This is a genomic window from Halpernia frigidisoli, from assembly GCF_900113805.1.
Classification (GTDB): Bacteria; Bacteroidota; Bacteroidia; order Flavobacteriales; family Weeksellaceae; genus Halpernia; species Halpernia frigidisoli.
Genome location: NZ_FOQT01000005.1, coordinates 262,561 through 288,160 on the forward strand (window position 1 = coordinate 262,561; position 25,600 = coordinate 288,160).

The following is a 25,600-nucleotide window of genomic DNA, read 5'->3' on the forward strand; positions in this document are numbered from 1 at the left end:
CTAATTATTTTGTTGTTATTCTTATTTCATTAAAAGATTTCCCATTCTCATTATTTTTTTTGATATTCTGGGTTTCTATAGAATCTTTGCTTAATTTAAATAATTCATTTTGTGTTGCTGCCTTTCCATTAATGTAGATTCTATCGAATTGAGTCGGAATATTTTCAAGCGGAGAATCTTTAGTGACAATATAAACAATACCGCCATTTTTCTGTCCGGGATTTCTTACCACATTAACTTGTTTAATATTTTCTGGAAGAATTTCTTTCCAAGTAGAACCTTCAACTAATTTACCGTCAACATAATATTTAACGTTTTTATTTTCAAAAAATGATGTTTTGGGTGCTTCGCTTTTTAAAATCCAGGGATTATTTTGGTTTGGATTTCCTTTGTCCTTTAGGTTTTCGGTAGCAACAGTTTTTGCTAAGTCAGCGCTTTCTGCTTTAAACCTCGCAGCCTCTGCCTTAAATTTTGCTTCTTTTCCCTCTTCAATGGCACGCTTTCTTTGCTCTAAAACTTTTGCTTTCAGTTCAGCATTTGTCAATGCTAAATTATTGTTTTGCACTGCATAAAAATGCTTAGTTCCATTTTTCTCTTCCAATGCTAATTTGCTAAAACCAAATGAAATAGTTTTTTGTCCATAATTTTTTCGGTAGTAATACTCAAACTCAGATTTTGAAACTTCTTTGCTGTCAATTCTAAAAGTATCTGAACCTGTCGTGTTTTTAAGTGCATCTTCCAATGGATTAATAGATAGATTTTCTGAATAATTAGAAGTTACTGTATAGTTGCTCGAAGTGTTCTTTAATTTTGGATCCGTGTCAGAGAGGATAGATGTTGTTGCGTATATTTCTTGTTTGTTTTTAGTAATATTGCCATTACTAACATTTTCTGAATCTTTTAAATCTGTGACTCCAAATACAGTTATACCGTCTTTAATCTTATCAGAATAAAATCCAGCCTTTTTGGAGTTTTTATTTTCCCTGTAATATTTTAAATATTCTGCTTTAATAACTTCTCTACTACCAATTTTAAATAATGCTTTATCGTTTTCAGCTATTATTTTATCTTCAAAATTGCCTTTATCATCTTTTACTAAACTTACATTTATTGTAGGCTTTATCGTATCATTTTTTATTTTAGAAACTGCCTTTGAAATTTCTTGATTAGTTAAATTTATTTCCCGGTTTTTAGCATTAACTAAATAAGCAAAAGCCAAAAAGAAAACAATTGGAAGTGCAGAAATTTTACGTAAATAACTGAATTTTGTATGTGATTTTTTAAGCATAATAATTCTTTTTTTTAGGTTAGAACTTAGGAAAGGACTTGTTGCTGGCAAAGAAGTTCCTGTAAAATGGCTCGCCAAAAGCATCTGCGCAAATGCTTTCGTGTCGCTTTGTTTTACGGTTTTTTTGTCGGCTAAATATTCATGGATGAGAAATATTTCTTTTTTAATTAAATGGAAGATCGGGTTAAACCAAAAGAGAGAGTTGACAACTGACATAATAATTTTGTCCCAGGTGTGTTTTTGTTCAATGTGAACCATTTCGTGTTTCAAGATTTGTCGCCCCAAATCTGACTGTAATTCAATAGAATCTTTCCAGAAAAGATTTCTGAAAAAGGAGAATGGCGCATCTTCCAAAGGCGTTTCGTAGAATTTTATACCTTCGAATTCTGTTTTTGGAAATTTGACTTTTAACTTTTGAATTTTAATTAAACCAAATAAAAATTTTAAAATAAAAAAGACAGAAACCAATCCAATAACTGAAAAAAGAAATGGATAAATATTGAAATCATTTTGTTTTAAGTTTTGTGGTGAAACGGTTTGAAGATTTTTTAGCAAAAGAAAGAAATCCGGATTGACTTCTATAGTGAAATAATCAATTTTTATTAAAGGCAAAAAGATGCTTAAAAATAAAATAGAAAGCAGATAAAAACGGTTATAATGGTGGAAAGTTTTATCCTTCAAAAACACAAAATAATACCCGAACATCACGCCGGAACACAAAATCATTTTCCCGAAATAAATTAGTAAAGTCTCCATTAGTCTTTGTTTTTTAGTTCGTTAAGTAATAATTCCAAATCTTCCACGCTCATTTCATTTTTTTCTACCAAAAAGGAAACGGCGTTTTTATAAGAACCGTCAAAATAATTGGTCACTAGACTTTTCATGGATTTTCCTCTGTATTTTTCCAAAGAAATTATAGGGAAATACTGGTGTTGTCTGCCGAAAACTTTATAATCAACGAAATCTTTGTCTTTCAAAAGTTTTAAGATTGTTGAAACCGTGTTTGTGTGCGGTTTTGGTTCCGGGAAAAGTTCGAGAATATCTTTTAGAAAAGCTTTTTTCAAATCCCAGAGGTATTGCATCACTTGTTCTTCGGCTTTCGTTAATTGTTGAATCTGCATATCACTATTTCTTTAGTGATACAAATGTAAAATTAAAATTTTAATTACAACTATTTTTTTAGTGATAAATTTTAAGCTTTTTCTGTTTAATAATTATTTATCTAAAATGTTAATTTAAATTCAAACTTTTAAGAAAAAAAATTTTTGGCAAAAAATTTGCACTTTTTAATGTGGTGAAAATCACCACTAAACATTATTAAAACAAATTATTAAAAAGTTATGAAAAATTCAATCTTAACAATTCTTGCAATTACAGCTTTAGTATCTTGTAAAAAAACAGAAAACACAGTTGTAGATAACAACACAGACAGCACCGCCATGATGGCGCCGATGGATTCCACAGCAATGACTTCGAATGACGCAACAATGGGCGGAATGAAAACCGCTGATATGACAGATCAGGACAAAATGTTTGTAGACGCTGCAGCAAAAGGCGGAATGATGGAAGTAATGCTTGGAAATATAGCAGAAACTAATGCGTCAAATCAAATGGTAAAAGATTTTGGTAAAATGATGGTGACAGATCATTCTAAAGCAAATGAAGCTTTAAAAAGCTGGGCAATGAACGCAAAATACACGCTTCCGACAAGTTTAGATGCGGATCAGCAAAAAATGGTTGACGATTTAAAAATGAAAACCGGTGCAGATTTTGACAAAGCGTACACAGATATGATGGTTTCTGATCACAAAAAAGATATTGCAGAATTTAAAAAAGAAGCATCGGAAGGAACGGGCGACGTAAAAGCATTTGCTTCTACAACAGTCCCAACATTAGAAATGCATTTAACAAAAGCTGAAGCAGCAATGAACGCTGTGAAATAGTTTTTGATTTTTAAATAAAAATCCCGCTCGATTCGCGGGATTTTTTTTGTCTTAAATTTAAAAAATTACATATCTCCACCATGACTTTCAAGCTGTCCTTCCCATTTAGAAACGGCGGAAGTTGCGAGAGCGTTTCCTAAAACGTTTGTCATACTTCTTCCCATATCACAAAAGTGATCGATCGGTAAAATTAAAGCAATTCCTTCGGGTGGAATTCCAAACATCGTACAAGTTGCAACAATAATTACCAAACTTGCACGCGGAACACCGGCGATTCCTTTTGAAGTTAACATTAAAACTAAAAGCATGGTGATTTGCTGACCGATAGTCATATCAATTCCATAGATCTGTGCTATAAAAATTGAAGCGAAAGTCATATACATCATACTTCCGTCCAGATTAAAAGAATAACCAAGTGGCAAAATAAAAGAAACAATTCTGTTATTACAGCCAAATCTTTCCAGTTCTTCCACTAATTTTGGGAAAACTGCTTCAGAACTGGTTGTAGAAAATGCGATAAGTAAAGGTGCTTTGATTCGTCTTAATAATTCAAAAAGACGGTTTCCTAAAATTAAATAGCCAACTAGACATAACACCAACCATAAAATCCCTAAGGCAAAGAAAAAATCCCGAAGATAAATGGCATAAACTTTAAAAATCTCGAATCCGTTTGTTGCAACAACTGCGGCAATTGCGCCCAAAACGCCAAGCGGCGCAAACCACATTATATAACCAACCATTTTTAAAATAGCGTGTGCGCAAATGTCAAAAGCTTTTACGATCGGTTTTGCATATTCTTCTCCCATATTTGCCAGCGCAATACCAAACATCACCGAGAATACCACGATCTGAAGAACTTCATTTTGAGCAAATGCCTCAAATAAACTTTTCGGGATAATGTGATTCACAAAATCTTCCATGGAAAAACCTTTACTTGAATTTACAAGTTCTGACGCAGAAGATGCGTCCTGAATTGGAAGTTTCGTCACGTGACCTGGTTCTAACCAATTGACTAATATTAAACCTATAAAAAGTGACACCAATGAAGCAGTGATAAACCAAAGCATCGCTTTTGTCCCTACTCTACCAATCATTTTCACATCGCTCATTTTAGCAATTCCTACAACCAAAGTTGTGAAAACCAACGGCGCAATGATCATTTGAACGAGCCGAATGAAAACTGTTCCTAATAATTTGATATTTTTAGAAAATGCGGGCGCGTTTTCAGGGTATTTTAAATTAACAATTCCGCCTATCACGACGCCAATTATTAAAGCAATTATTATGGCGAAAAAAAGTTTGTTTTGACCTTTCATTGTAATTTATTTACGTACAGTTTTCACAAAGATATTTTTTTTATTTAATATAAATTCCTGAAATATTAAACTTCCTGCAATAATGACCTTCAATATTAATATTTAAAAGAATTTACACCGCGATTATTTTATAAAAATATTGGGTTTCAGATATAAATTGACAAAATGAATATTTTTAAGAAAAATTTATAATTTTAATAGGTGTTTGATTATTAATATTAACATATATTTGATTAGTATTTATATTAATTATAACAAAATAAACTACATTATGAAAAAAATGATCGCAATGGCTGCTTTGGCCTTAACGGTTTCTTTCGCAAGCACATCTTGTAAGAAAAAAGTAAGTGATGCTGATTTGCAGACTTCAGCTACAACCGTTGTAACAGCAAATCCTAATGCAACTGTAGAAGTAAAAGATGGTGTAGCACACTTGAGCGGAACGTTTGCCAATCAGGCAGCAAAAGACCAAATGGTCGCTTCATTAAAAGCAATTCCGGGAATCAAAGAAGTAATGGACATGTCAACAATTGCTGCAGCGCCAGCTGTAACTGTAAACGCAGTCGATCCGGCAAATATGCAAAAAGTAACGGATGCTTTAAAAGATTTCCCAAGTGCAAAAGCTGAGGTAGTAAATGGTGAATTAACTATTACAGGAACAGTTTCTTCCGCACAGGCAAGAAAAATAAAAGAATCTGTGGATGCTTTACAAGTAGGAAAAGTAAATTACAACTATACTGTTAAATAATTAATTATGAGCACATTACAAGATAAATACGCAGATGTTATTTCTGCGGCGCAAACAGCAGGAGTTTCTGATTTAAAAGTTACCGAGCAGGATGGTATTTTATATGTTGCCGGAAATGCCTCTAACACAGCGACCAAAGATGCTGTTTGGAATGCATTAGGCGCAATAGATCCAAGTTATTCTGCCTCAGATATTAATGTAAATGTTCAGGTTGCAGGTCTTGCAGCCGGCGCAACATTAACTGTAAATACGGAAAGTTCTAATCTAAATCTTCGCCAGGAAGCTTCCACAGAAGCAGAAATTGTAGGAAAAGCTGCAAAAGGTGAAACCGTAACTTTAGTTGAGCAAACTTCAGACGAATGGTGGAAAGTAAAAACTGCCGACGGAGAAGAAGGTTACGCTTACGCAAGATATTTGCAGGCTTAAAATCAACTTCACAATAAAAACAAATCCCGGAAATATTTTTTCCGGGATTTTTATTTGGGGCCATCCCGATAAAAGGAAAAAATTTGCTTTCGCAAAATTTTCCCTTTTATCGGGACCGCGCTATCCGCTATATCTTTTTCTTCTTCTTGGCTTTCGCCAGTCATAAGAAAAAGGATGCCGCTTCTATCGCTTGTCCGGGAGTTTCGCAAGTTTGAAGTTTATTGTTTTTTTTGAAAAGTCATACTAAGTAAGTAATTCCGAAGGGATGAAATTATAGTAACAAATAGTACGATATTTTTGAACCAAAATCTATTCAAAAAAAATCTTTCAAACAAGATTTAAACGAAGTTTTAATATCTTTTAACTTTTTATTTTACGATTTAAATAAAAATATTTTTAACTTTATTGAAACAATGTTTAATATTATTAAAATAAATTATACATTTGTAAAATAAATATTAAATAAATGAAACTGCCGATAATTTGTCCAAGTTGCGAAAGTTCGCTCAACGTCAGTCAGATGAAATGCAATAATTGCTCTACAGAAGTAAACGGTAATTATGAACTTCCACTTTATTTTAAATTAAATCGCGATGAACAAGATTTTATTTTAGAATTTTTCCTTTCCAGCGGAAGCATAAAAGAAATGGCAAAACAAGCACAACTCTCCTACCCAACGATGCGTAACCAAATGGATGATTTAATCGAGAAAATTAAAAATTTAAAAACTATATAAAATGAACTGGAAATATATCTTTAATCCGTTTGTAAAGTTTTCGGAAAAGCAATTGTTTATAGTTGGCCTTGTAGGTTTTATTATTTTAGTGCTATTTTCATTTATTTTTAAAATCCCCTTCATGTCATTAGGAAAATTAGGTATTAATTTCAACTTAAAACTAAGTCAGGCTTTTATTAATGCAAGTTTTAGTTACCTAAGCGCAATTGCATTTTTTATCATAATTGCCAAAATATTTAATAAAAACACCCGTATAATTGATATTGTAAATACCATTACAATTTCTCAGCTCCCGTTCATTATTATTTTTTTAATTTTAAATATTCCTACTTTAAGACAAAAAAATTCGCTAATGCTGAGTTCTGACCTTGAAAATAAAGTTTTGGCAGTTGCTCTTTTATCTACGCTATCACTTATAATTTCTGCTTGCTCCATTTACAGTCTGATATTACTTTTTAATGGATTCAAAACTTCTACAAATGTAAAATCCTGGCAAAAAATAATGCTACTGTTCATATTATATTTTATTTTTATAGTAATTTCTCAGCTTTATCTACCAAAATTAAAATTATGAAAACAAAATTTATCCTTATCGCTTTTACTTTGATTGTACAAAGTCTATTTTCACAAGATATTTCAGGTTCTTGGTACGGAAATCTGGAAGCTCAAGGACAAAAAATACTTCTGGTTTTTAACATTGAAAAAGTGGAAAATAATTACAAATCTAATTTTGATAGTCCAATGCAAGGTGCAAAAGGAATTCCTATTGAAAAAACTACTTTTGAAAATAACGAATTAACTTTTGATGCTTCTAAGCTCGGAATTACTTATAAAGGAAAATTAACCACCGATAAAATTGAAGGAAATTTTTCGCAAAATGGAATGAATTTACCATTAATTTTAACGAGAAATAATGAAACCGAAGAATTAAAACGTCCGCAAACACCAAAACCTCCGTTTTCTTACAATGCAAATAATGTTAGTTTTAAAAATGATTTGCAGGGAAATCTTTTAGCAGGGACAATTGCCGAACCAAAGAATTTCAATAAAAGCAAACCAATTTTAGTAATGATCACCGGAAGTGGCGCGCAAAACAGAGATGAAGAACTTTTTGGACACAAACCATTTTTAGTAATTGCAGACGATTTAGCCAAAAAAGGAATTGCCACTTTACGTTTAGATGACCGTGGAATTGGCGGTTCAGAAAAAGGAAAAGAGGGCGCGACTTCGGCAGATTTTGCAACTGATATTAATTCTGCTGTTAATTATTTAACTAAAAATGGCTACAAAAACATTGGTTTAATCGGACATTCCGAAGGTGGAATGATTGCTCCAATGGTTGCGAATATGAATAAAAATGTAAAATTTTTAGTTCTAATTGCAGGTCCTGGAATTCCAATTACAGATTTGATTACTAAACAAAATTATGATATTGGCAAGATTTCCGGTGCAGATGAAAATGCTTTAAAAACTAATGAAGAAATTAATAAGAAATTGTATTTATTTGTTAATAACTATAAAGGAAATAATTTAAAATCTGATGCTAAAACAACGATTTTAAATGATTTAAAAAAATTACCAGAAAGCCAAATTCCGAAAGACAAGATTGAGGAAACGGCAGAAAACCAGGCAAAACAAATTTCATCACCTTGGTTTCAATATTTTATTAAATATAATCCAGATATTAATTTATCTAAAATCAAAATTCCGGTTTTGGCAATTGATGGAAGTTTAGATCTTCAAGTTTCGGCGAAAGAGAATTTAGCAGGAATAAAATCTTCACTCACAAAAGCAGGAAATAAGCATTTTGAAACCATAGAATTTGACGGTTTAAATCATTTAATGCAAACTGCAAAAACCGGAAATCCATCTGAATATGCCCAAATCGAAGAAACTATTTCGCCGAAAGTTTTAGATAAAATTAGTTCTTGGGTTTTGAGCTTGAAATAACATTTACATAAACATTTTTCAAATGGATCAATTAAAACCTGAATTAGATAATTCAAACTGGAAATGCAACTTATTTTATTTTAATCCAACGGATAATAGAATTTTTCCACCAAAGAGATATGGTATTGGATGGACAATAAATTTCGCAAATTTTAAATCAATTCTGGCTTTTATGGTCATGTTCGCCTGTATAGGATTTATTATCTATCTGATCGAAAGCCACAAAAAATAAAATACTCTTCAACCTAGCCCCGATTGCAATGGAAATCCTTTTATGAATTTTTTAAAAATTGATAAAAGATTGCAATGGAAAGCGGGACTGCTTTTGAAAGAAGCTGAAATTTTGTTGCTTCGCATCTGCAGTATTAATTTCTTAAATTTGCAGAAAATTATTGGATGCCATTAAAAGCAGTTTTATTTGATATGGACGGCGTTATTGTCGATACAGAGCCACTTCATAGAAAAGCATATAACAAAATGTTCGACGATCTGGGAATTCAGGTTTCTGACGAACTTTATGAAAGTTTTACGGGATATTCTACGAAAAAAGTAAGCAAAACACTTATCGAAAAATATGATTTAAAATACAATATTGACGAGCTAAATACCTGGAAACGAAAGTATTTCAAACAGTATTTTGACAATGATCTGGATTTTGATTTGCTTCCCGGCGTAAGAAATTTGATCCAAAATTATTTTGAAAATGGTTTGAAACTCGTTTTGGCGTCTTCTGCAAGTATGAATACGATCAACTGGGTTTTTGAAAAATTTGAATTAAACCATTATTTCTGCGGAAAAATAAGCGGCGATACTTTAAATGAGTCAAAACCTCATCCGGAAATTTTCATTCTTGCAGCGGAAATTGCGAATGAGAAAAAGGAAGACTGTTTGGTGATCGAAGATTCTACAAACGGGATTTTGGCCGCACATTCAGCTGAAATATTTTGCGTTGCTTATAAAAGCGAGCATTCTAAAAATCAAAATTATGACAAAGCTGATCTTGTGATTTCAGATTATTCTGACATTGAGTTTGCAAAAATTTCGAAGTATTTTTAAAGTTTATCAGTAATTAATATCCCAGAATTTTCAAAACATCTTCTGCTTTTTGTTCTTCACGAAAAACTTTGTAAGTAAAGTTTCCTTCTTCGTCTTTGTCAATCAAAATATGCTTTGGCTGAGGCATCAAGCAATGGTGAACGCCGCCGTAACCGCCAATGGTTTCCTGATAAGCGCCCGTATTGAAAAATCCTATGTAAAGTGGTTTTGTATCTGAAAAGACGGGTAAATAAATTGCATTGGTATGTTGCTCAGAGTTGTAGTAATCGTCTGAATCACAGGTTAATCCGCCAAGAAAAACACGTTCATAAGTGTCTTCCCAACGGTTTAAAGGCAACATGATAAACTTACGAGAAATCGCCCAGGTGTCGGGCAAAGTCGTCATGAAAGATGAGTTGATCATATTCCATTTTTCACGGTCATTTTGGCGTTTTTGTGAGATTATTTTATATAAATGTCCGCCACTTTCACCAACGGTAAAACTTCCAAATTCGGTGTAAATATTTGGTTCTTCAACGCCTTCTTCTTCACAGAATTTTTTAATTTGAGAGACAATTTCGTTCACCATATACTGGTAATCGTACTCAAAATTCAGCGATGTTTTTATTGGAAAACCGCCACCAATATTGAGAGAATCAACTTCCGGCGCAATTTTTTTCAAACGGGCGTAAACGCGTAAACATTTGTATAATTCGTTCCAGTAATACGCTGTGTCTTTAATTCCAGTATTGATGAAAAAATGCAACATTTTTAGTCGTGCATTTGGATGATCTGCAATTTTTTGACTGTAATAAGGAATGATATCTTTATAGCCGATCCCAAGTCTTGAGGTATAAAATTCAAATTTTGGTTCTTCTTCCGCGGCAATTCTAATTCCAATGTCAAAAGTGCGGTCGATGCTTTCTGTCAGTTTATCAAGTTCGCGGTAGTTATCTAAAATTGGGATGATATTTTCAAAACCATTATTGATTAAATCTGAAATTTTTTCTAAATAATCGTCAGTTTTAAAACCATTACAAATCACTTCAACATCTTTTCCGTATTTGCCTTTATCGTAAAGCGACTTCACAATATCCATATCGTAAGCCGAAGAAGTTTCTAAAGAAATGTCGTTTTTTAAGGCTTCTTCAACAACGAAAGCGAACTGAGAAGATTTCGTACAATAACAATATCTGTAATTTTTTTTGTAATTATTTTTTTCAATCGCTTCTTTGAACCAACCTTTTGCTCGTTCAATGTTGATTGAAATTTTCGGTAAATAATTAAACTTCAGTGGTGTACCAAACTTTTCTACCACTTCCATCAAAGGAATATCGTGAAATTTTAAATTATTTTCTTCCACGTTAAATTCTTCCGTGGGAAAATACATTGTTTGATCGATGAGTTCTGAATATTTAATTTTCATTCTTTAATGACAGATTTTTTAATAATTATTTGCGTTGCAAAAATCGTGAAAAAAGTTGGGTTTTTATTTTAAAAGTTTGTTAAACTTCCTGTTTTAAATCAATGATGAAGAAAAATAATCAGTTCGCCTTTTTCAAATGTAATTTCAACATGATTTTCTATTGCCTGATTTCTGGTTCCAATTCTGGTTTGAATGTTTAAATTTTCCTTATTTAATTGCCATTCCAGACCTTTTGTTGTTAAATTTTCTGTCGTTGGAAAAGGATAAAGCGAGATCATTTTATCTTTTACATTATCTAAAGCTAAATTTTTGGGTGAAAAAAAATAAGTGGAAAACTCATCGTAAAAAGTAATTTTGAGTTTTTCTTTAAATAAATACGCCACACTCAAATTTCCTAAAAAATGATCCATTTCGCCGCCACTTCCGCCAAAAACGTGAAGTTCCTGAATTCCCTTTTCTTCTAAAATCTCTAAGGCTTTCTGGAAATCGGTTTTATTTTGATCAGGTGTGTAAATAAACTTTTGATCATAAACTGTTTCATCTTTTCCGGAATGAGAATCAAAATCACCTGAGATAAAATCTAATTTCTCAAACGGAAAATTCATTTCCTTTAAATAATGAAAAGCGCCGTCAGTACACGCAATAATTTGATAACCGGACATCTCAGGTAATTGTTTTGGCGGAATTCCGTTGATGAAAAGAAGAGATTTCAATTGAGTTGTAAAGTTGTTGGTTGTAAAGTTGCCAAATTACAAAGATTAAATTAAAATTTTTTACACAAATCTATATTTGAGGTTATTTTTCTTCACAACTTTACGACTTCACAATTCAACGTTCGTTAGGATTCCAGAATTCTTCAGTTTCATTATTTAACTTTGAAACAAATCTTGCTAAAACGAATAAATAATCGGATAATCTGTTTAAATATTTTATTAATTCTGCGCGAATAGGTTCAGATTCATTTAGAAAAACCAAACTTCTTTCCGCACGTCTGCAAACTGTTCTTGATACGTGAAAGGCTGTTGCGCCACTTCCGCCGCCGGGAAGAATAAAATACTGAAGTGGTTCTAATTTTTCTTCCATTTCATCCATCCAAACTTCAAGTTCTTCAATTTCTTTATCAGAAATAATTAAGGTCAAACGAGATTTTCCGTTGGCTAAAGTTAATTTATCGGTCGGTGTTGCGGCTTCAGAACCCACCGTAAAAAGATTAAACTGAATTTTTTTTAATTGATTTAAAATATTTTCATCAGAAATTTGCGCTTTTGCCACACCAATAAAACTGTTCAGTTCATCGATATTTCCGTAAGAATCAACTCTCGCAGAGGCTTTTGAAACACGGGTTCCACCATAAAGTGCAGTTTCGCCGTTGTCGCCGGTTTTAGTATAAATTTTCATTCAACTAAAATAGTTTTTTTTTCTACAAAGATGAAAAATTGTGATAAATTTAAATTTTTAATTATTTATAAATGGATCAAAATTTATTTATATGGTTGATCGCCATTATAACTACATCTCTTGTCATTATGAGACCTTTCAAATTACCGGAAGCAATCTGGGCAGTTTTTGGCGCGTTTATTTTAATGATTACCGGATTAATTTCATTTGATGAGGCATTTTTTGGAATTAAAAACGGAACGGATGTTTATCTTTTTTTAGTTGGAATGATGCTTTTGGCAGAAACGGCAAAAGAGGAAAAACTTTTCGATTGGCTCGCTGCATTTGCAACACGTATTTCAAAAGGATCTTCTCTAAAATTATTTATTTTAATTTATTTAGTAGGAATTTTTGTTACCGTCTTTCTATCTAATGACGCAACAGCAGTAGTTTTAACACCAGCAGTCATTGCGGCGATGAAAGCCTCGAAAGTTAAAAATCCTTTGCCTTATTTATTTATTTGTGCGTTTATCGCCAACGCGGTGTCTTTTGTTTTGCCCATTTCAAATCCCGCAAATCTGGTGATTTATGGAAAAGAAATGCCGCCTTTATTTGTTTGGTTAAAGCATTTTGCCTTGCCTTCTATCGCTGCCATTCTCATGACTTATTTAATGCTTTACCTTTCACAAAGAAATAATTTAAAGCAAAAAATTGAAACCAATATTGAATTGCCAAAATTAGGCATTGGCGGAAAAGCAGCGGCTTTGGGAATCGGTTTTACGGCGGTCGTTTTATTAACGGCTTCTACTTTCAATTTAGATTTAGGTTTACCAACCGCAATTACAGGAATTTTAACCTCAATTATTGTTTTAATTATTTCAAAAAAATCGCCATTAAAAGTTATAAAAGGGGTTTCCTGGTCGGTTTTGCCTTTAGTTGCTGGATTATTCATTATTGTAGAAGCAGTAAATTCCACCGGAATTATCAATCAACTGGCTTCTTTTCTCACTGATTTTTCAGCAAAATCGCCGGATTTAGCCGTTTGGATAAGTGGTTTCAGTACTGCTTTTGGAAGTAATTTAACCAATAATCTACCTGCAGGATTAATTACGGGAAGCACGTTGCAAATTGCGCAAGTTCCGGAAATGTTAAAAAATGCGGCTTTAATTGGAATTGATCTTGGCCCAAATTTATCAGTGACAGGAAGTTTGGCAACAATTCTTTGGCTTGTAGCTTTAAGAAAAGAAGGTTACGATATTACCGCGTGGCAATTTTTAAAAATTGGCTTTATTGTGATGGTACCGGCTTTGATCATCACGCTTGCAGTTCTATTTCTTTGAATTAATTAATTTTCGCTGTAAGTTTTTACGAGACGTTCAAGATTTAAACTTCGTGCAGAAGCATCAAATATTTCACGGTAAGTGCCATGAACTTTCATTAAATCCTCGTGCGAACCACTTTCTACGACATCACCTTTTTTCATCACATAAATTTTATCGGAATCTAAAATTTGAGATAAAGAGTGAGAAATGATCACCACAGTTCTGTTTTCTTTAATCGCGTCTAAACTGTTTTTGATTTGTTCCGTTGCGATTGCATCTAAGCTTGCAGTTGGTTCGTCTAATAAAATAATTGGTGGATTTTTCAGAAATAATCTTGCAATCGCGATCCGCTGTTGTTGTCCGCCGGAAAGTTGCGTTGCATCGTGGTTATATTTATTTGGAAGTTCAAGAATTTGCTCATGAAGATAGGCTTTTTTTGCCGCAATTTCTATTTCAGAAAAAGTAGCATCCATATTTCCATAGCGGATGTTGTCTTCAATACTTCCCTGAAAAATGTGATTTTTCTGTAAAACCAGACCGATATCTTTTCGTAAATGATCATTATCGTAATCATCTAAATTTCTTCCATCCAATAAAATTTTACCCGAGTTTGGCAGATAAAATTTACATAAAAGATTTATGACCGTCGATTTTCCGGCACCGCTTAAACCAACCAAAGCCGTGGTTTTTCCGTTTTCAATGTGAATGGAAACATTACGCAAAGCATTTGCACCACTCGGATAAGTGAAATCTACATTCTCTAATCTAAAATCACCTTTAATATCTTCCTCGGTAAATTTACCGGAAACTTCGGTTTCAGAATCTGCATTTAAAATATCAAAATAACCTTCGGCGTAAATGAACGCGTCATTCATATCATCATAAATTCTGTGCAACTGGCGAATTGGCGAAGAAACATTACTAAAAAGCATGATGTGAAGCATAATTGCACCGATCGTCATTTGCTGATCGAGCACTAAATAAACGGTCAATAAAATAATTAGAACAACCCCAAACTGCTCGATAAATGTTTTTAAACCATCATAAAAAAAATTGGTTCTACGCGTAAAAAGTTGGCTGTCCATCAACTGCATCTGAAGATCGTACTGTTTTTCACCTTCAAATTTTTCCCGCACAAAACTTTTGATTACCATAATGGAATTAATCAGATTTAAAAGTCCGGAAGTTTTTTTCTCGCGTTGGTTTCTTAATTCCCGGCGAACGCCATTTAATTTTTTTGCCTGCAATGCACTCACATAAAAATAAATAGGAACCACAACTGTGGAAACCAAACCGACATAAACATTTTGCCAATACATGATCACCAAAGCGATAAATGCGTTTGAAAAAAGTGGCAAAATATCGATGAAAAAGTTTTGTACTAATTTGGTTAAACTTTCGATTCCTCTATCAATACGGATCTGAAGTTTTCCACTCTCGTGATTTTCATCATTAAAATAGGAAATTTTGTAAGTCAAAATTTTATCGATAACAGATTGTGCTAAAACCGAACTGATATTAATTCTGATCTTTTCACCGTAAAATTTCTGTCCAAACTGTATAAAAATGTTGATGATTTCCTTACCTAATAAAATAGCGGAAATAATGACTAAAACATGAATTCCTTCCTGCATAGGATTAGGCAGTCTGGTCAGTTTTGTCACTTCATCTACCGTATATTTTAAAACCAAGGGATTAACCTGCGCCGCTAAAGCACCGATGAACGTTAAAAACAAAGTGCCGTAAATCATTTTCCTGTAAGGTTTGATGAACGGCAGCAATTGCTGAAAAATACTATAAAGTGTGAGTGTTTTTGTAAAAGGTTTTTGCATTAATTATCTTCTCTCACAAAAATAATGAAATTTTTCCTTTAATATTTTAAAGGAATTTTCTTTTTACAATGAATAAATTTAAAAACTAATATTTTTCGAATCTGAAGTTTTCACCTAAATAAGCCTGGCGAACATCCGGATCATTGGCCAGATCTTCCGGTAAACCTTCTTTCAGGATTTTACCTTCAAACATAATGTAGGTTTTGTTCGTGATCGCTAAAGTTTGCTGAACATTGTGATCGGTTATTAAAATTCCGATGTTTTTTTCGACCAAAGAGCGGACAATTTTCTGAATATCTTCTACAGCGATTGGATCAACGCCGGCAAATGGTTCATCTAAAAGAATAAAATTTGGACTTGTTGCCAAACATCTTGCTATCTCAGTTCTTCGTCTTTCACCACCGGAAAGCAAATCGCCGCGGTTTTTGCGAACGTGTTCCAGCGAAAATTCTTCAATTAATTCGTCGGTTTTTCTTTGCTGTTCTTTCTTGGAAAGTTTAGTTAATTCCAAAACGCCCATGATATTATCCTCAACGGAAAGTTTCCGGAAAATCGAGGCTTCTTGGGCAAGATAACCGATGCCGTTTTGCGCGCGGCGGTACATCGCGTCTTTGGTAATATTTTTATTATCTAAGAAAACATTTCCTGAAGTTGGTTTTACCAAACCTACGATCATATAAAAGGACGTCGTTTTTCCGGCACCGTTTGGACCAAGAAGTCCGACAATTTCGCCTTGGCGCACTTCGACAGAAACGCCTTTTACTACTTTTTTGGAACCGTATTCTTTTATTAAATTTTCGCCGCGTAAAATCATAGAGACAAAGATAATATTTTTTATAAGTTTTGATTTGGGTAAATTTTCATTTAACTAAAATTAAGAGTTGCTAAAGAAAAATATTGTTAAATTTGTAAGGTTGACTTTAAATTTAATCAAAAATATTTCCCCAACCCTAAAGGGTGAATTTTTGATAAATTAAATATGTTTAGACTTATTAGAAAATAAGTTTGAAATCAGCGAAAAATTGCAGCCCGGCTTGAGTGGAGCTCTTTTTATGTGTAACGAAGTGGAACATAAAAAAGCGGGAACGGAAGACGGATAAAGCTGCCCAAAAAATTATTAAAATTAAAAAATTATGGATAAAATACCGAGCGTAAATCTTCAGGACTTTTTGTCTGAGGACGCCGAAAAAAAGCAAAAATTTGTAGATGAAATTGGTAAAGCGTACGAAGATATTGGATTCGTGGCTTTGAAAGGCCATTTTTTGGATGAAAATTTGGTTTCAGAACTTTACACAGAAGTGAAACATTTTTTTCAAATGCCGAAAGAAGAGAAAGAAAAATATGAAATTCCGGAAATTGGTGGACAAAGAGGTTATATCAGTTTTGGGAAAGAACACGCAAAAGGCAGATCAACAGGCGATCTTAAAGAATTCTGGCATTTTGGTCAATACGTTTCTAAAGATTCTAAATATGCTGCAGAATATCCTGATAATGTGGAAGTTTTAGAATTGCCAAAATTTAATTCGGTCGGAAAAGAAGCCTATCAAATGTTGGAAAAAACAGGTGTTTATGTTTTGAGAGCGTTGGCTTTATATATTGGTTTGGATGAATTTTTCTTTGATAAATTTGCGAAAGACGGCAATTCTATTTTAAGACCAATTCATTATCCGCCAATTACGGACGAACCGAAAGATGCTGTGAGAGCGGCGGCGCACGGTGATATTAATTTAATTACGCTTTTGATGGGCGCACAAGGAAAAGGTTTGCAGGTGAAAAATAATGAAGGCGAATGGATCGATGCGATCGCACAACCTGACGAATTGATGATCAATGTGGGCGATATGCTTTCAAGATTGACTAATAATAAGTTGAAATCTACGATTCACCAGGTTGTAAATCCGCCAAGAGAAATGTGGGGAAAATCGAGATATTCGGTACCGTTTTTTATGCATCCGGTAAGTGACATGCCACTGAACTGTCTGCCAGAATGTATTGACGAAGATCATCCGAAGTTGTATGAAGATATTACTGCGGGAGAATTTTTGTATGAGAGATTGGTTGAACTGGGATTGATTAAGAAATAGAAATTGGTGAATTTGTGAATGGTAGAATTTTATTTGCGGACAGATTTCACAGATTTACACATATAAAAAAAGACGAATTAATTTTCGTCTTTTTTATTAATTTACGAAGATCTTACCTAATGATTTGCTGTTAATTTTCCGTTTTTTTAAAATCTCACTCAGCTCAGTATCAAAATAATTAAAATGAGTTTCTAAAATTAATTTTTTGATTTTTGAAATGAGATCACTTTCTTCTATGATTTTATTCTGTTTTAATTCTGTAAGATAAAATACCAGCGAATAAAATTTTTCCCAGCCTATTCCCAAATTTTTAAGATCAACCTGATCGAGATAAAATTGTGATTTTTCTGAATCGCCCATTTTTTGGTATGATAAAGCACGAAGGATGATCCAAACCTCATCATGTGTTTTTTTTCTTTCCTCCGGAATAAACTCCTGATCCTGTTCCGTCTGCTCACAATTATTATCGAGGAGAAATTTGATTTCTGAAATTCTGTCCGTAAAGATCAAAGATTCTAAAACGGTATATTCAAAACTACAAACTGATTTTTGAGAATACTGCGTGTAATGTAATCTTACCTTTTTCATTTTATTAAAAGTTGCTTTAAACAAGCGATGATCACCAATATAATCTTCAAACAAAAGCTGAACACCAAATTTTAAACCTGCGGGAATAACGTGAACATGCTCGTCCAAATCAATATTAATAATCTGCGAATAATACAATTCCATTAAAACTTCGTTTTCCTGCAAAAAAGCGGCCTTAAAGAGAAAACCGTAAGCGAAAATCTTAGCTTCATCACAATTATTATATTTAAGATAAGACAAAAAATATTGGGTGTAAACCGTTCCGAGAAGATCTCTGGAAGGATGATTTTCCATAAAATATTTTCTGGCTAAAGGCATTGTCAGTAAACGATGGTGAATATCTACCAACAATTCTTTTGAGTTGGAAATCTGTATGCAGATTTCCTTGCTTTTACCCCAATAGTCTTTTGTAGAATCCTCAGCATTACCAAAAAAACTTTCTAATTCTTCACTACCATGCAATAGGCTAAAATCTCTAAAATCTTTGGAGCCACAAAATTTAGATAAAAGATCTAATGTAAATCTGCTGCTCCCTGAGGTGCTTTTTATCAATCCAAAGAAACGGCGAAGCGTTTGTCCACTTATATTTGCCTGGTATTTTTCGAACAGCAGATCTGAGAGTTGGTCACAATGTGTCGATGTAGAAATTTTCTTTCCAAAAGTTCTGATCACAGATTTTCGCAAATAAATTAGAATATCGATTTCCGACTGCATAATTTTATTAACAATTAATATTAAGCAATTTACCACAATTTGTACAAAAATGTACAAGAAAATTACCTAACTAATTTTTAGCTTTGCAAAACACAAATGATGAAGAAGAAGTTGATTTTTAAATCAGCAAGATTAAACCTGCTATAATTAGCAGGTTTTTTTATTTTTAAAATCAGAAATATAATGTCAATTTTTTGAATTACTGTTAACTCAGTTTTTTAATAAAAATGAAATTTTATAAAAGTCTTCCAAAAACAGATCAGAAAAATTCTTTGAAATGAATAATCCAAAATGTCTCAAATAATTATTGGTTATTTAAAAGAATTGCTGCTTCTTTCGCAGCGTAAGTAAAAATCATGTCTGCGCCAGCTCTTTTTATGCAGGTTAAACTTTCAATAATGGCTTTATCATTATCGAGCCAGCCGTTTTGTGCCGCCGCTTTTAGCATCGCATATTCGCCGCTCACATTGTAAACTGCAATTGGCAAATCTATTGAAGAACGAACTTTAGCAACAATATCCAGATACGGCATTCCCGGTTTGATCATAATAATATCTGCACCTTCGGCAACGTCTTTATAAACCTCATCTAAAGCTTCGCGTGAATTATGAAAATCCATCTGATATGTTTTTTTATCTTTTGGAATATCATCATTATCAACCGGAGCGCTGTCTAAAGCACTTCTAAAAGGCCCATAAAAAGAACTTGCATATTTTGCCGCATAACTTAAAATCCCCACATCTGTGAAATTGTTTTCTTCTAAAGCCTCACGCATTGCTAAAACCCGGCCGTCCATCATATCACTCGGTGCCAAAATATCTGCACCAGCTTCGGCCAAAGAAAGAGACATTTTTACCAAAGCATCATTTGTAGAATCATTATCGATTTTTCCGTCTTTTATAATTCCATCATGTCCATAAATTGAAAATGGATCAAGCGCTACGTCGGGCATAATTATCATTTCAGGAACTGCGTCTTTTATCGCTTTAATGGTACTTTGCATCAGTCCATTGGCGTTCCAGGATTCTTTTCCAGTGTTATCTTTTAAGTTTTCTGACACTTTCATATAAAGATTAACCGCTTTTACACCTAAAGAAAAAAGTTCTTTACATTCTAAAATTGTAAGATCTAAACTTCTTCTGAAAATTCCGGGCATTGAAGAAATTGCTTCCTTTTTTCCGGAACCTTCCATCACGAAAATGGGCATTACAAAATCATTTGTCATTAAAACTGTTTCCTGAACTAAGCTTCTGAGCGTCGCGGAAACGCGTAATCTTCTGTTTCTTGAATAAATTATCATTTTTGGAATACTTTTTGAAAATGTTTTACAAATTTAATGATACTTTAATTAAAAAACTATTGTTCAATAATTTTTAAATCCTATATTTGTCATACTATTCTATTTATAGATCGCTAATGAAAAAAACTTTACTTTTATTTATATTTTTCGGAACTCTTACTTTTAGCATCAATGCTAAAGCGCAGCAAAGTGCGAGAGATGTTTCTACCTCATTGTCAAAAAGCGATGATGGAGTCCTTCAGGCTTTTCCTAATCCGGCAAGAGATTTTATTATTTTAAAATCTAAAGATGCAAGTTTGACAATTAAAACCGTGACTTTTTACAGTATTTTAGGTGTTCAGGTCGCACAATATAATGTCAAAATGAATTCAGGACAAATTAATTTAGATAAATTACGACCGGGAAAATATTTAATGAAATATGTGATGAGTGACGAAACACAAAAGGTTACTCAAATTATAAAACAATAAAAAAAGGCTTTTACTTGAAGCCTTTTTTTATCTATCTTTTTCTAAATTTTTAATAAATTCCTTCGCTTTTCGAATTTTGCAACAAAGCTTTTGCAGAAGATGTTCCAATTCTGGTCACACCTAAATTTATCATTTTTACAGCGTCTTCATTAGTCTTCACACCGCCCGCAGCTTTTACTGGAAGCCCATTTGAATTCTCAAGCATTATTTTGATTCCTTCGAAAGTGGCGCCGTTTGGTTTGTCATTTTCTGTTTTGTAAAATCCTGTAGAAGATTTAATGAAAATATTTTTCAATTGATCTTCTTTAAAATTTTCTTTTGCCCAGGTTGAAATTTTTTGGCAAATTTCTGCAATCTGATTTTCGTTTAAAGTTGCGATTTCAATGATCCATTTTGCGATCTTTTTGTTTTTTAAAGCTAAAGAAGTACAATTAAGAAATTCACTTTCTACTAAATCTAAATTTCCTTTTTTAAGTGCTTCATAATTAACTACAAAATCCAGCTCATCTGCGCCGTCAGAAATCGCTTTTTCTGCTTCTTCCAATTTTTCTTTTTCTGTAAAAGTGCCTTCCGGAAATCCAATGACGGTACCTAATCTTACTTTTGAATTTTTTTCATCTAAATAAGTTCGAATTTCATTTACAAAATCCGGACGAATCATCACCGCAAAAATTTGATTTTCGATGGCTTCATCAGTTAAGTTTTTTAGTATTAAGAGCGTTTCTTCCTTACTAATTCCAGCCTGTTCCGGCGTTTTTAAATAAGTGGAATCTAAATATTTTTCTAATTGCATCTTGTTATTTTTATATGTTTTTAATTTTAACCAAAACTGGAAAATGATCGCTGTAACCGCCTAAATATCGTGTTCCAACGTAAGTTCTAAAAGGTCTTCCCTGATATTTCCGATCCCAACTTCCTAATTTTACGTTGTTGAAAACTGCAGCTTCTTCAAATTTTAAACCAGAAATATTATTAAAAAATTCCAGACTCAATAAGATCTGCTCAAATAAAAGTCCGTTAGAATGATGAAAAGTAGAATATTTTTTATCTAAGAAAAGTTGAGAAAATGGATTTTTTAAAATCTCTGTATCATTCGTTTTAAGAAAATTATCAATCATTACCTCATTTGCGTTGTCATTAAAATCACCCATGACAATTACAGGATCAGAATTTTCTTTTCTTTCCTCTAAAATTCTTTCCTTAATCTTATCTAAAATGTGTTCTCGTTTTGGTTTATTAACATCATTTTCCCTTTTTGAAGGTAAATGAACAACATAAAAATCAATGATTTGCTCATCAATTTTAACTTTACAAAATAAAACGTCGCGAGTCGTATCAAAACTTGATGGACCCGGATTTTCAAATTCAAAAATAAAACTGATTGGTTCGGAATGTAATATTTCACATTTTTCTGCATTATATAAAAGCGCGACATCAACGCCTCGCTCGTCCAAAGAATCAAATTGAATATATTTATACTTATTTTCAAAAACAGGCTGAGCAATAATATCTTTTAAAACTGAATCAGTGGAAATCTCCGCAAGTCCTATCAAAATTGGTAAAATCTGATGATCTTCTGTCACCAATTCTAAAACGTGCGCAATTTTTGTAATTTTGCTTTTATATCGGTTTTCGTCCCAATTTTTTAAACCTGAATTTGAAGGATCTGATTTGTGAACAGGTTTTGGATCTGGCGGAAAAAGATTTTCCACGTTATAAAACATTATTAGTTCTGCACTTGCATCGTTATTCATTTCTTTTATTTAATGTTTTAAAACTTAATTTTCTAAAAGATCCGGACGTTTTTTAGTAGTAATTTCAACAGCCTGTTCGTGGCGCCACTCTTCAATTTTAGCAAAATTACCGCTTAAAAGAATTTTTGGAACTTCTAAATCTTTATAAACTTCCGGTCTGGTGAAAATTGGTGGCGATAATAAATTATCCTGAAAACTGTCTGTGAGCGCCGATTGCTCATCACCAATAACGCCTGGAATTAATCGGATAATTGAATCTGCCAAAACACAAGCAGCCAATTCTCCGCCCGTTAAAACAAAATCTCCAATAGAAATTTCTTTCGTAATATGCAGTTCCCGAACCCGCTGATCAATACCTTTATAATGGCCGCAGAGAAAAATTAAATTCTCTTTTATCGAGAGATTATTAGCAATTTTTTGGTTTAAAGTTTCACCGTCGGGCGTGAGATAAATAATTTCATCATATTCTCTCTCAGATTTTAATTTTGAAATGCACTTATCGATCGGTTCGATCATCATCACCATTCCAGCGCCACCGCCGTAAGGTGTGTCATCAATCTGTTTGTATTTATTGGTAGAAAAATCCCTTAATTGATGAAAATAAACTTCAACCAAACCTTTTTCCTGCGCGCGTTTTAAAATAGAAGCCTGAAAAGGACTTTCCATTAACTCCGGTAAAACCGTAATTATATCAATTCTCATTGCTCTGTATAATCATGTTTTTTAGGAATAATGATGAGTCTTAAAGAAGAATCTTTGTTAATATAACTCCACATCCAGTTGAAAAATATCGCCAATTTGTTTCTAACGCTTAAGATCAACATCAGGTGCAAAAACATCCAAAAATACCAAGCCAATAGACCTTGAAATTTAAATTTTGGTAAATCGACGACAGCGCGGTGTTTCCCAACCGTTGCCATTGAACCTAAATCGTTATATTCATATTCTTTCCACTTTTCACTGTCCTTTTTTAGGAAATTATCTGCCAAATTTTTAGCCTGATGAATCGCGACATTGGCGACTTGCGGATGACCTTTTGGATATTTTGGCGTTTCCATATAAGCGATATCTCCGATGGCATAAATATTTTCAAAATGTTGAAGTTTATTAAACCGATCAACTCTATACCGGTTGTGAAAAACTTCATTTTCGTTAAAACCTTCTAATACATTTCCAGTGACACCGGCAGCCCAAATTACCGTATTCGTAGGGATTTCTTTTCCACTTTTTGTATAAATTTTATCGCCGTCGTAATTGGTCACAAATTCTCCTTTCATAAAATCTACACCAAATTCTTTCAAATATTCCTCAGATTTTACCTGAGCTTCTTCGCTCATATTATCCAAAGGTTGTTCTGTAGAACTTATTAAAATGATCTTTAAATCATTAAAATTCATGTGCGGATAATCGCGTGGCAAAATTTCTTTTTTCATTTCGGAAAAAGCGCCAGCCAGTTCCACACCCGTTGGCCCACTTCCTACAATCACAATATTCCAGTTGCCATCGTCAGTTCTTTTTCTTTCGATTATTAATTTTTCAAAAGTCAAAAGAACGTGATTTCTAATGCTGATCGCCTGCTGCGTATCTTTCATCCCGAAGGTTAAAGCCGCCATTTTTTCGTTTCCGAAAAAGTTGGTTTTACAACCTGTGGCAATAACTAATTTATCGTAAGTAAAAGTACCGTCTTCGCAAATGATTTTATTTTCTTCAGGAATTACTTTTAAAACTTCCGTCATCCGAAATTGAATATTTCGTGATTTCTGGAAAATTTTTCTGAAAGGAAAGGAAATATTTGACGGCTCAATGCGTCCGCAAGCGACCTGATAAAAAAGGGGTTGAAACATGTGATGGTTGACTTTATCAATCATCATTACTTTTTGTCCGGTTTTGTTATTCAATTTTCTGGCAAATTGCAGACCTGCAAATCCACCGCCAACGACTATTATTTTTTCGCGTACCATCTCATTAAGATTAAACACAAATTTACGGAAATTAAAAGGAAATTACATTCCGTCTAAGACTTTTAAAATAATTGAACAGCCTTCTTTTATTTCGTCTTTACTGATATTTAAAGGCGGCGAAATGCGTAGAAATTCATTGCGGTACAATTGCCAGAAAACCACTAATCCATTTTCCATACAGCGTTTTGCAACTTCTAAAGTAAATTCTGGCGAACCGAGATTCACAGCCAACATTAAACCCTTTCCGTTGATATTCTGAATTTTCGGATGAACTAAAAGACTTCTAAAAAGTTCTTCTTTTTCGGCAATTTCTGCCATTAAATTACTTTCTAAAACTTCCTTTAATGTGGCTAAACTTGCGGCTGCAATTAAAGGATTTCCGCCGAAAGTCGTGATATGACCGAGTTTGGGTGAGTGTGATAAACTTTCCATAATTTCCCGGCTGCTCAAAAACGCGCCAACCGGAACGCCACCGCCCATTCCTTTTCCCATTACTAAAATATCTGGAACGATACCGTAATGTTCAAAAGCGAAGAGTTTTCCTGTACGTCCAAATCCAGGTTGAATTTCGTCTAAAATTAAAAGTGCACCAACCTCTTGGCAGCGCTTTTTTAATTTAATTAAATAATTTTCTGCTGGTAAAAGAAAACCCGCAGCACCTTGGATGGTTTCTAAAATAACACATGCCGTTTTTTCAGTGATTTTTTCTAAATCTTCTTCCTCATTAAACGAGATAAAATCTACCAAAGGCAGTAGCGGACGAAATTCTCTTTTGTGATATTCATTTCCCGAAACCGAAAGAGCTCCGTGCGTATTCCCGTGGTAAGCATTGTGAAAAGAAATAATTTCTTCTCTACCTGTAAATCTTTTTGCCAATTTTAAAGCGCCGTCAATGGCTTCTGCGCCGGAATTTACAAGATAAGTCACTTCTAAAGGTTCGGGAGTATTTTCTGCCAAAAGTTTGCAGAGTGCCACGGGATTTTCCTGAGCATATTCGCCGTAAACCATGACGTGCAAATATTTGTCAGCCTGATTTTTTATGGCAGAAATAATTTTTGGATGAGAATGTCCTAAAGTATTGGCCGAAACGCCTGCAACAAAATCGAGATATTTTTTGCCGTTTTTCCCGTAAATATAACTTCCCGAAGCGCTTTCTACTTCAAAGCCAGCGGCGAATTGGGTGGTTTTTGCCTGATATTGGAAAAAATCTTTTTGCATTTTATGAATTTAAAAAAGTTTTTATTGAATTTTATCGCGCCCCGACTTGAGTGGAGCTCTCCGCGGCGGCGGAAGCGGGAACGGAAGGCGGAAAAAGGCGCCCAAATAAAAT

The 25,600-nt window shown here is 33.4% G+C and carries 26 protein-coding genes; 11 read left to right on the top strand and 15 right to left on the bottom strand.

The features are described 5' to 3' along the window. Nucleotides 1–4 precede the first annotated feature (4 nt). Entirely contained in the window at nt 5–2,044 is a 2,040-nt protein-coding gene (locus BM238_RS13515) for a M56 family metallopeptidase (protein ID WP_090082409.1), read from the bottom strand. Further along, nucleotides 2,044–2,409, bottom strand: coding sequence for a BlaI/MecI/CopY family transcriptional regulator (locus BM238_RS13520; RefSeq protein WP_090082410.1), 366 nt, complete (start codon nt 2,407–2,409; stop codon nt 2,044–2,046). Before BM238_RS13520 ends, BM238_RS13515 begins: the two co-directional genes overlap by 1 nt. Before the next feature lie 219 nt (nt 2,410–2,628). Between BM238_RS13520 and BM238_RS13525 the strand changes: the two genes are divergently transcribed. Beyond that, nucleotides 2,629–3,231 (top strand): DUF4142 domain-containing protein, encoded by a 603-nt coding sequence (locus tag BM238_RS13525; RefSeq protein WP_090082413.1) that lies wholly within the window; start codon nt 2,629–2,631, stop codon nt 3,229–3,231. 65 nt (nt 3,232–3,296) lie between these two features. Here BM238_RS13525 and BM238_RS13530 read toward each other — a convergent pair whose 3' ends face one another. After that, on the bottom strand, nt 3,297–4,547 hold the full coding sequence (locus tag BM238_RS13530) for a dicarboxylate/amino acid:cation symporter (protein WP_090082416.1): 1,251 nt from the start codon (nt 4,545–4,547) through the stop codon (nt 3,297–3,299). Nucleotides 4,548–4,818: 271 nt separating this feature from the next. On the opposite strand from BM238_RS13530, the gene BM238_RS13535 reads away from it, so the two are divergent. From BM238_RS13535 to BM238_RS13565, 7 genes are all read left to right on the top strand, one after another. Further along, nucleotides 4,819–5,295, top strand: a complete 477-nt coding sequence (locus tag BM238_RS13535; protein WP_090082419.1) for a BON domain-containing protein — start codon at nt 4,819–4,821, stop codon at nt 5,293–5,295. Nucleotides 5,296–5,301: 6 nt separating this feature from the next. Next, nucleotides 5,302–5,721: an SH3 domain-containing protein gene (locus tag BM238_RS13540; RefSeq protein WP_090082423.1), complete on the top strand. Its 420-nt coding sequence runs from the start codon at nt 5,302–5,304 to the stop codon at nt 5,719–5,721. 466 nt (nt 5,722–6,187) lie between these two features. Beyond that, on the top strand, nt 6,188–6,457 hold the full coding sequence (locus BM238_RS13545; RefSeq protein WP_090082426.1) for a DUF2089 family protein: 270 nt from the start codon (nt 6,188–6,190) through the stop codon (nt 6,455–6,457). 1 nt (nt 6,458) lies between these two features. Continuing rightward, complete coding sequence (locus BM238_RS13550) at nt 6,459–7,031, top strand: YIP1 family protein (protein ID WP_090082430.1); 573 nt, start codon at nt 6,459–6,461, stop codon at nt 7,029–7,031. Continuing rightward, nucleotides 7,028–8,407 (top strand): alpha/beta hydrolase family protein, encoded by a 1,380-nt coding sequence (locus BM238_RS13555; protein WP_233741990.1) that lies wholly within the window; start codon nt 7,028–7,030, stop codon nt 8,405–8,407. Before BM238_RS13550 ends, BM238_RS13555 begins: the two co-directional genes overlap by 4 nt. 22 nt (nt 8,408–8,429) lie before the next feature. Next, the gene (locus tag BM238_RS13560) at nt 8,430–8,639 is read left to right on the top strand and encodes a DUF5808 domain-containing protein (protein ID WP_090082433.1); all 210 of its coding nucleotides are present in this window, start codon (nt 8,430–8,432) and stop codon (nt 8,637–8,639) included. A 164-nt stretch (nt 8,640–8,803) separates the two neighbouring features. After that, nucleotides 8,804–9,463, top strand: coding sequence for an HAD family hydrolase (locus BM238_RS13565; protein ID WP_090082435.1), 660 nt, complete (start codon nt 8,804–8,806; stop codon nt 9,461–9,463). 13 nt (nt 9,464–9,476) lie between these two features. Here the strand turns inward: BM238_RS13565 and BM238_RS13570 are convergent, their stop codons facing one another. From BM238_RS13570 to BM238_RS13580, 3 genes are all read right to left on the bottom strand, one after another. After that, entirely contained in the window at nt 9,477–10,868 is a 1,392-nt protein-coding gene (locus BM238_RS13570) for a type III PLP-dependent enzyme domain-containing protein (RefSeq protein WP_090082437.1), read from the bottom strand. Nucleotides 10,869–10,966: 98 nt separating this feature from the next. Further along, the gene (locus tag BM238_RS13575; RefSeq protein WP_090082442.1) at nt 10,967–11,581 is read right to left on the bottom strand and encodes a thiamine diphosphokinase; all 615 of its coding nucleotides are present in this window, start codon (nt 11,579–11,581) and stop codon (nt 10,967–10,969) included. Nucleotides 11,582–11,696: 115 nt separating this feature from the next. Further along, nucleotides 11,697–12,266 carry a cob(I)yrinic acid a,c-diamide adenosyltransferase gene (locus tag BM238_RS13580; protein WP_090082445.1) on the bottom strand — a complete coding sequence of 190 codons (570 nt, stop codon included), beginning with the start codon at nt 12,264–12,266 and terminating at the stop codon, nt 11,697–11,699. A gap of 71 nt (nt 12,267–12,337) precedes the next feature. On the opposite strand from BM238_RS13580, the gene BM238_RS13585 reads away from it, so the two are divergent. After that, nucleotides 12,338–13,585 (top strand): arsenic transporter, encoded by a 1,248-nt coding sequence (locus tag BM238_RS13585; RefSeq protein WP_090082448.1) that lies wholly within the window; start codon nt 12,338–12,340, stop codon nt 13,583–13,585. A gap of 5 nt (nt 13,586–13,590) precedes the next feature. Here BM238_RS13585 and BM238_RS13590 read toward each other — a convergent pair whose 3' ends face one another. Both BM238_RS13590 and lptB read right to left on the bottom strand, forming a co-directional pair. Beyond that, on the bottom strand, nt 13,591–15,318 hold the full coding sequence (locus BM238_RS13590; protein ID WP_090082789.1) for an ABC transporter ATP-binding protein: 1,728 nt from the start codon (nt 15,316–15,318) through the stop codon (nt 13,591–13,593). 166 nt (nt 15,319–15,484) lie between these two features. Next, complete coding sequence (gene lptB / locus BM238_RS13595; protein ID WP_090082451.1) at nt 15,485–16,213, bottom strand: LPS export ABC transporter ATP-binding protein; 729 nt, start codon at nt 16,211–16,213, stop codon at nt 15,485–15,487. A 319-nt stretch (nt 16,214–16,532) separates the two neighbouring features. Here lptB and BM238_RS13600 point away from each other — a divergent pair, with 319 nt between their 5' ends. Then, the gene (locus BM238_RS13600; RefSeq protein WP_090082455.1) at nt 16,533–17,483 is read left to right on the top strand and encodes an isopenicillin N synthase family dioxygenase; all 951 of its coding nucleotides are present in this window, start codon (nt 16,533–16,535) and stop codon (nt 17,481–17,483) included. Nucleotides 17,484–17,579: 96 nt separating this feature from the next. Here BM238_RS13600 and BM238_RS13605 read toward each other — a convergent pair whose 3' ends face one another. Beyond that, the gene (locus tag BM238_RS13605; protein WP_143093401.1) at nt 17,580–18,785 is read right to left on the bottom strand and encodes a hypothetical protein; all 1,206 of its coding nucleotides are present in this window, start codon (nt 18,783–18,785) and stop codon (nt 17,580–17,582) included. 304 nt (nt 18,786–19,089) lie between these two features. After that, a complete protein-coding gene (gene hemB / locus BM238_RS13610; RefSeq protein WP_090082461.1) occupies nt 19,090–20,085 on the bottom strand; it encodes a porphobilinogen synthase in 996 nt (331 codons plus the stop codon). Between the two features lie 116 nt (nt 20,086–20,201). Between hemB and BM238_RS13615 the strand changes: the two genes are divergently transcribed. Then, the gene (locus BM238_RS13615) at nt 20,202–20,555 is read left to right on the top strand and encodes a T9SS type A sorting domain-containing protein (protein ID WP_090082463.1); all 354 of its coding nucleotides are present in this window, start codon (nt 20,202–20,204) and stop codon (nt 20,553–20,555) included. A 49-nt stretch (nt 20,556–20,604) separates the two neighbouring features. Here BM238_RS13615 and deoC read toward each other — a convergent pair whose 3' ends face one another. From deoC to BM238_RS13640, 5 genes are read right to left on the bottom strand one after another with little or no spacing between them, the layout of a single operon-like run. After that, the gene (deoC, locus tag BM238_RS13620; RefSeq protein ID WP_090082467.1) at nt 20,605–21,348 is read right to left on the bottom strand and encodes a deoxyribose-phosphate aldolase; all 744 of its coding nucleotides are present in this window, start codon (nt 21,346–21,348) and stop codon (nt 20,605–20,607) included. 10 nt (nt 21,349–21,358) lie between these two features. Then, entirely contained in the window at nt 21,359–22,309 is a 951-nt protein-coding gene (locus BM238_RS13625) for an endonuclease/exonuclease/phosphatase family protein (protein WP_090082470.1), read from the bottom strand. Nucleotides 22,310–22,333: 24 nt separating this feature from the next. Then, complete coding sequence (gene trmD, locus BM238_RS13630) at nt 22,334–23,011, bottom strand: tRNA (guanosine(37)-N1)-methyltransferase TrmD (RefSeq protein ID WP_090082473.1); 678 nt, start codon at nt 23,009–23,011, stop codon at nt 22,334–22,336. Next, the gene (locus BM238_RS13635) at nt 23,008–24,270 is read right to left on the bottom strand and encodes an NAD(P)/FAD-dependent oxidoreductase (RefSeq protein WP_090082476.1); all 1,263 of its coding nucleotides are present in this window, start codon (nt 24,268–24,270) and stop codon (nt 23,008–23,010) included. The genes trmD and BM238_RS13635 overlap by 4 nt, the downstream gene beginning before the upstream one ends. Nucleotides 24,271–24,312: 42 nt before the next feature. Beyond that, entirely contained in the window at nt 24,313–25,488 is a 1,176-nt protein-coding gene (locus BM238_RS13640; RefSeq protein WP_090082479.1) for an aspartate aminotransferase family protein, read from the bottom strand. Between the last annotated feature and the right edge of the window lie 112 nt (nt 25,489–25,600).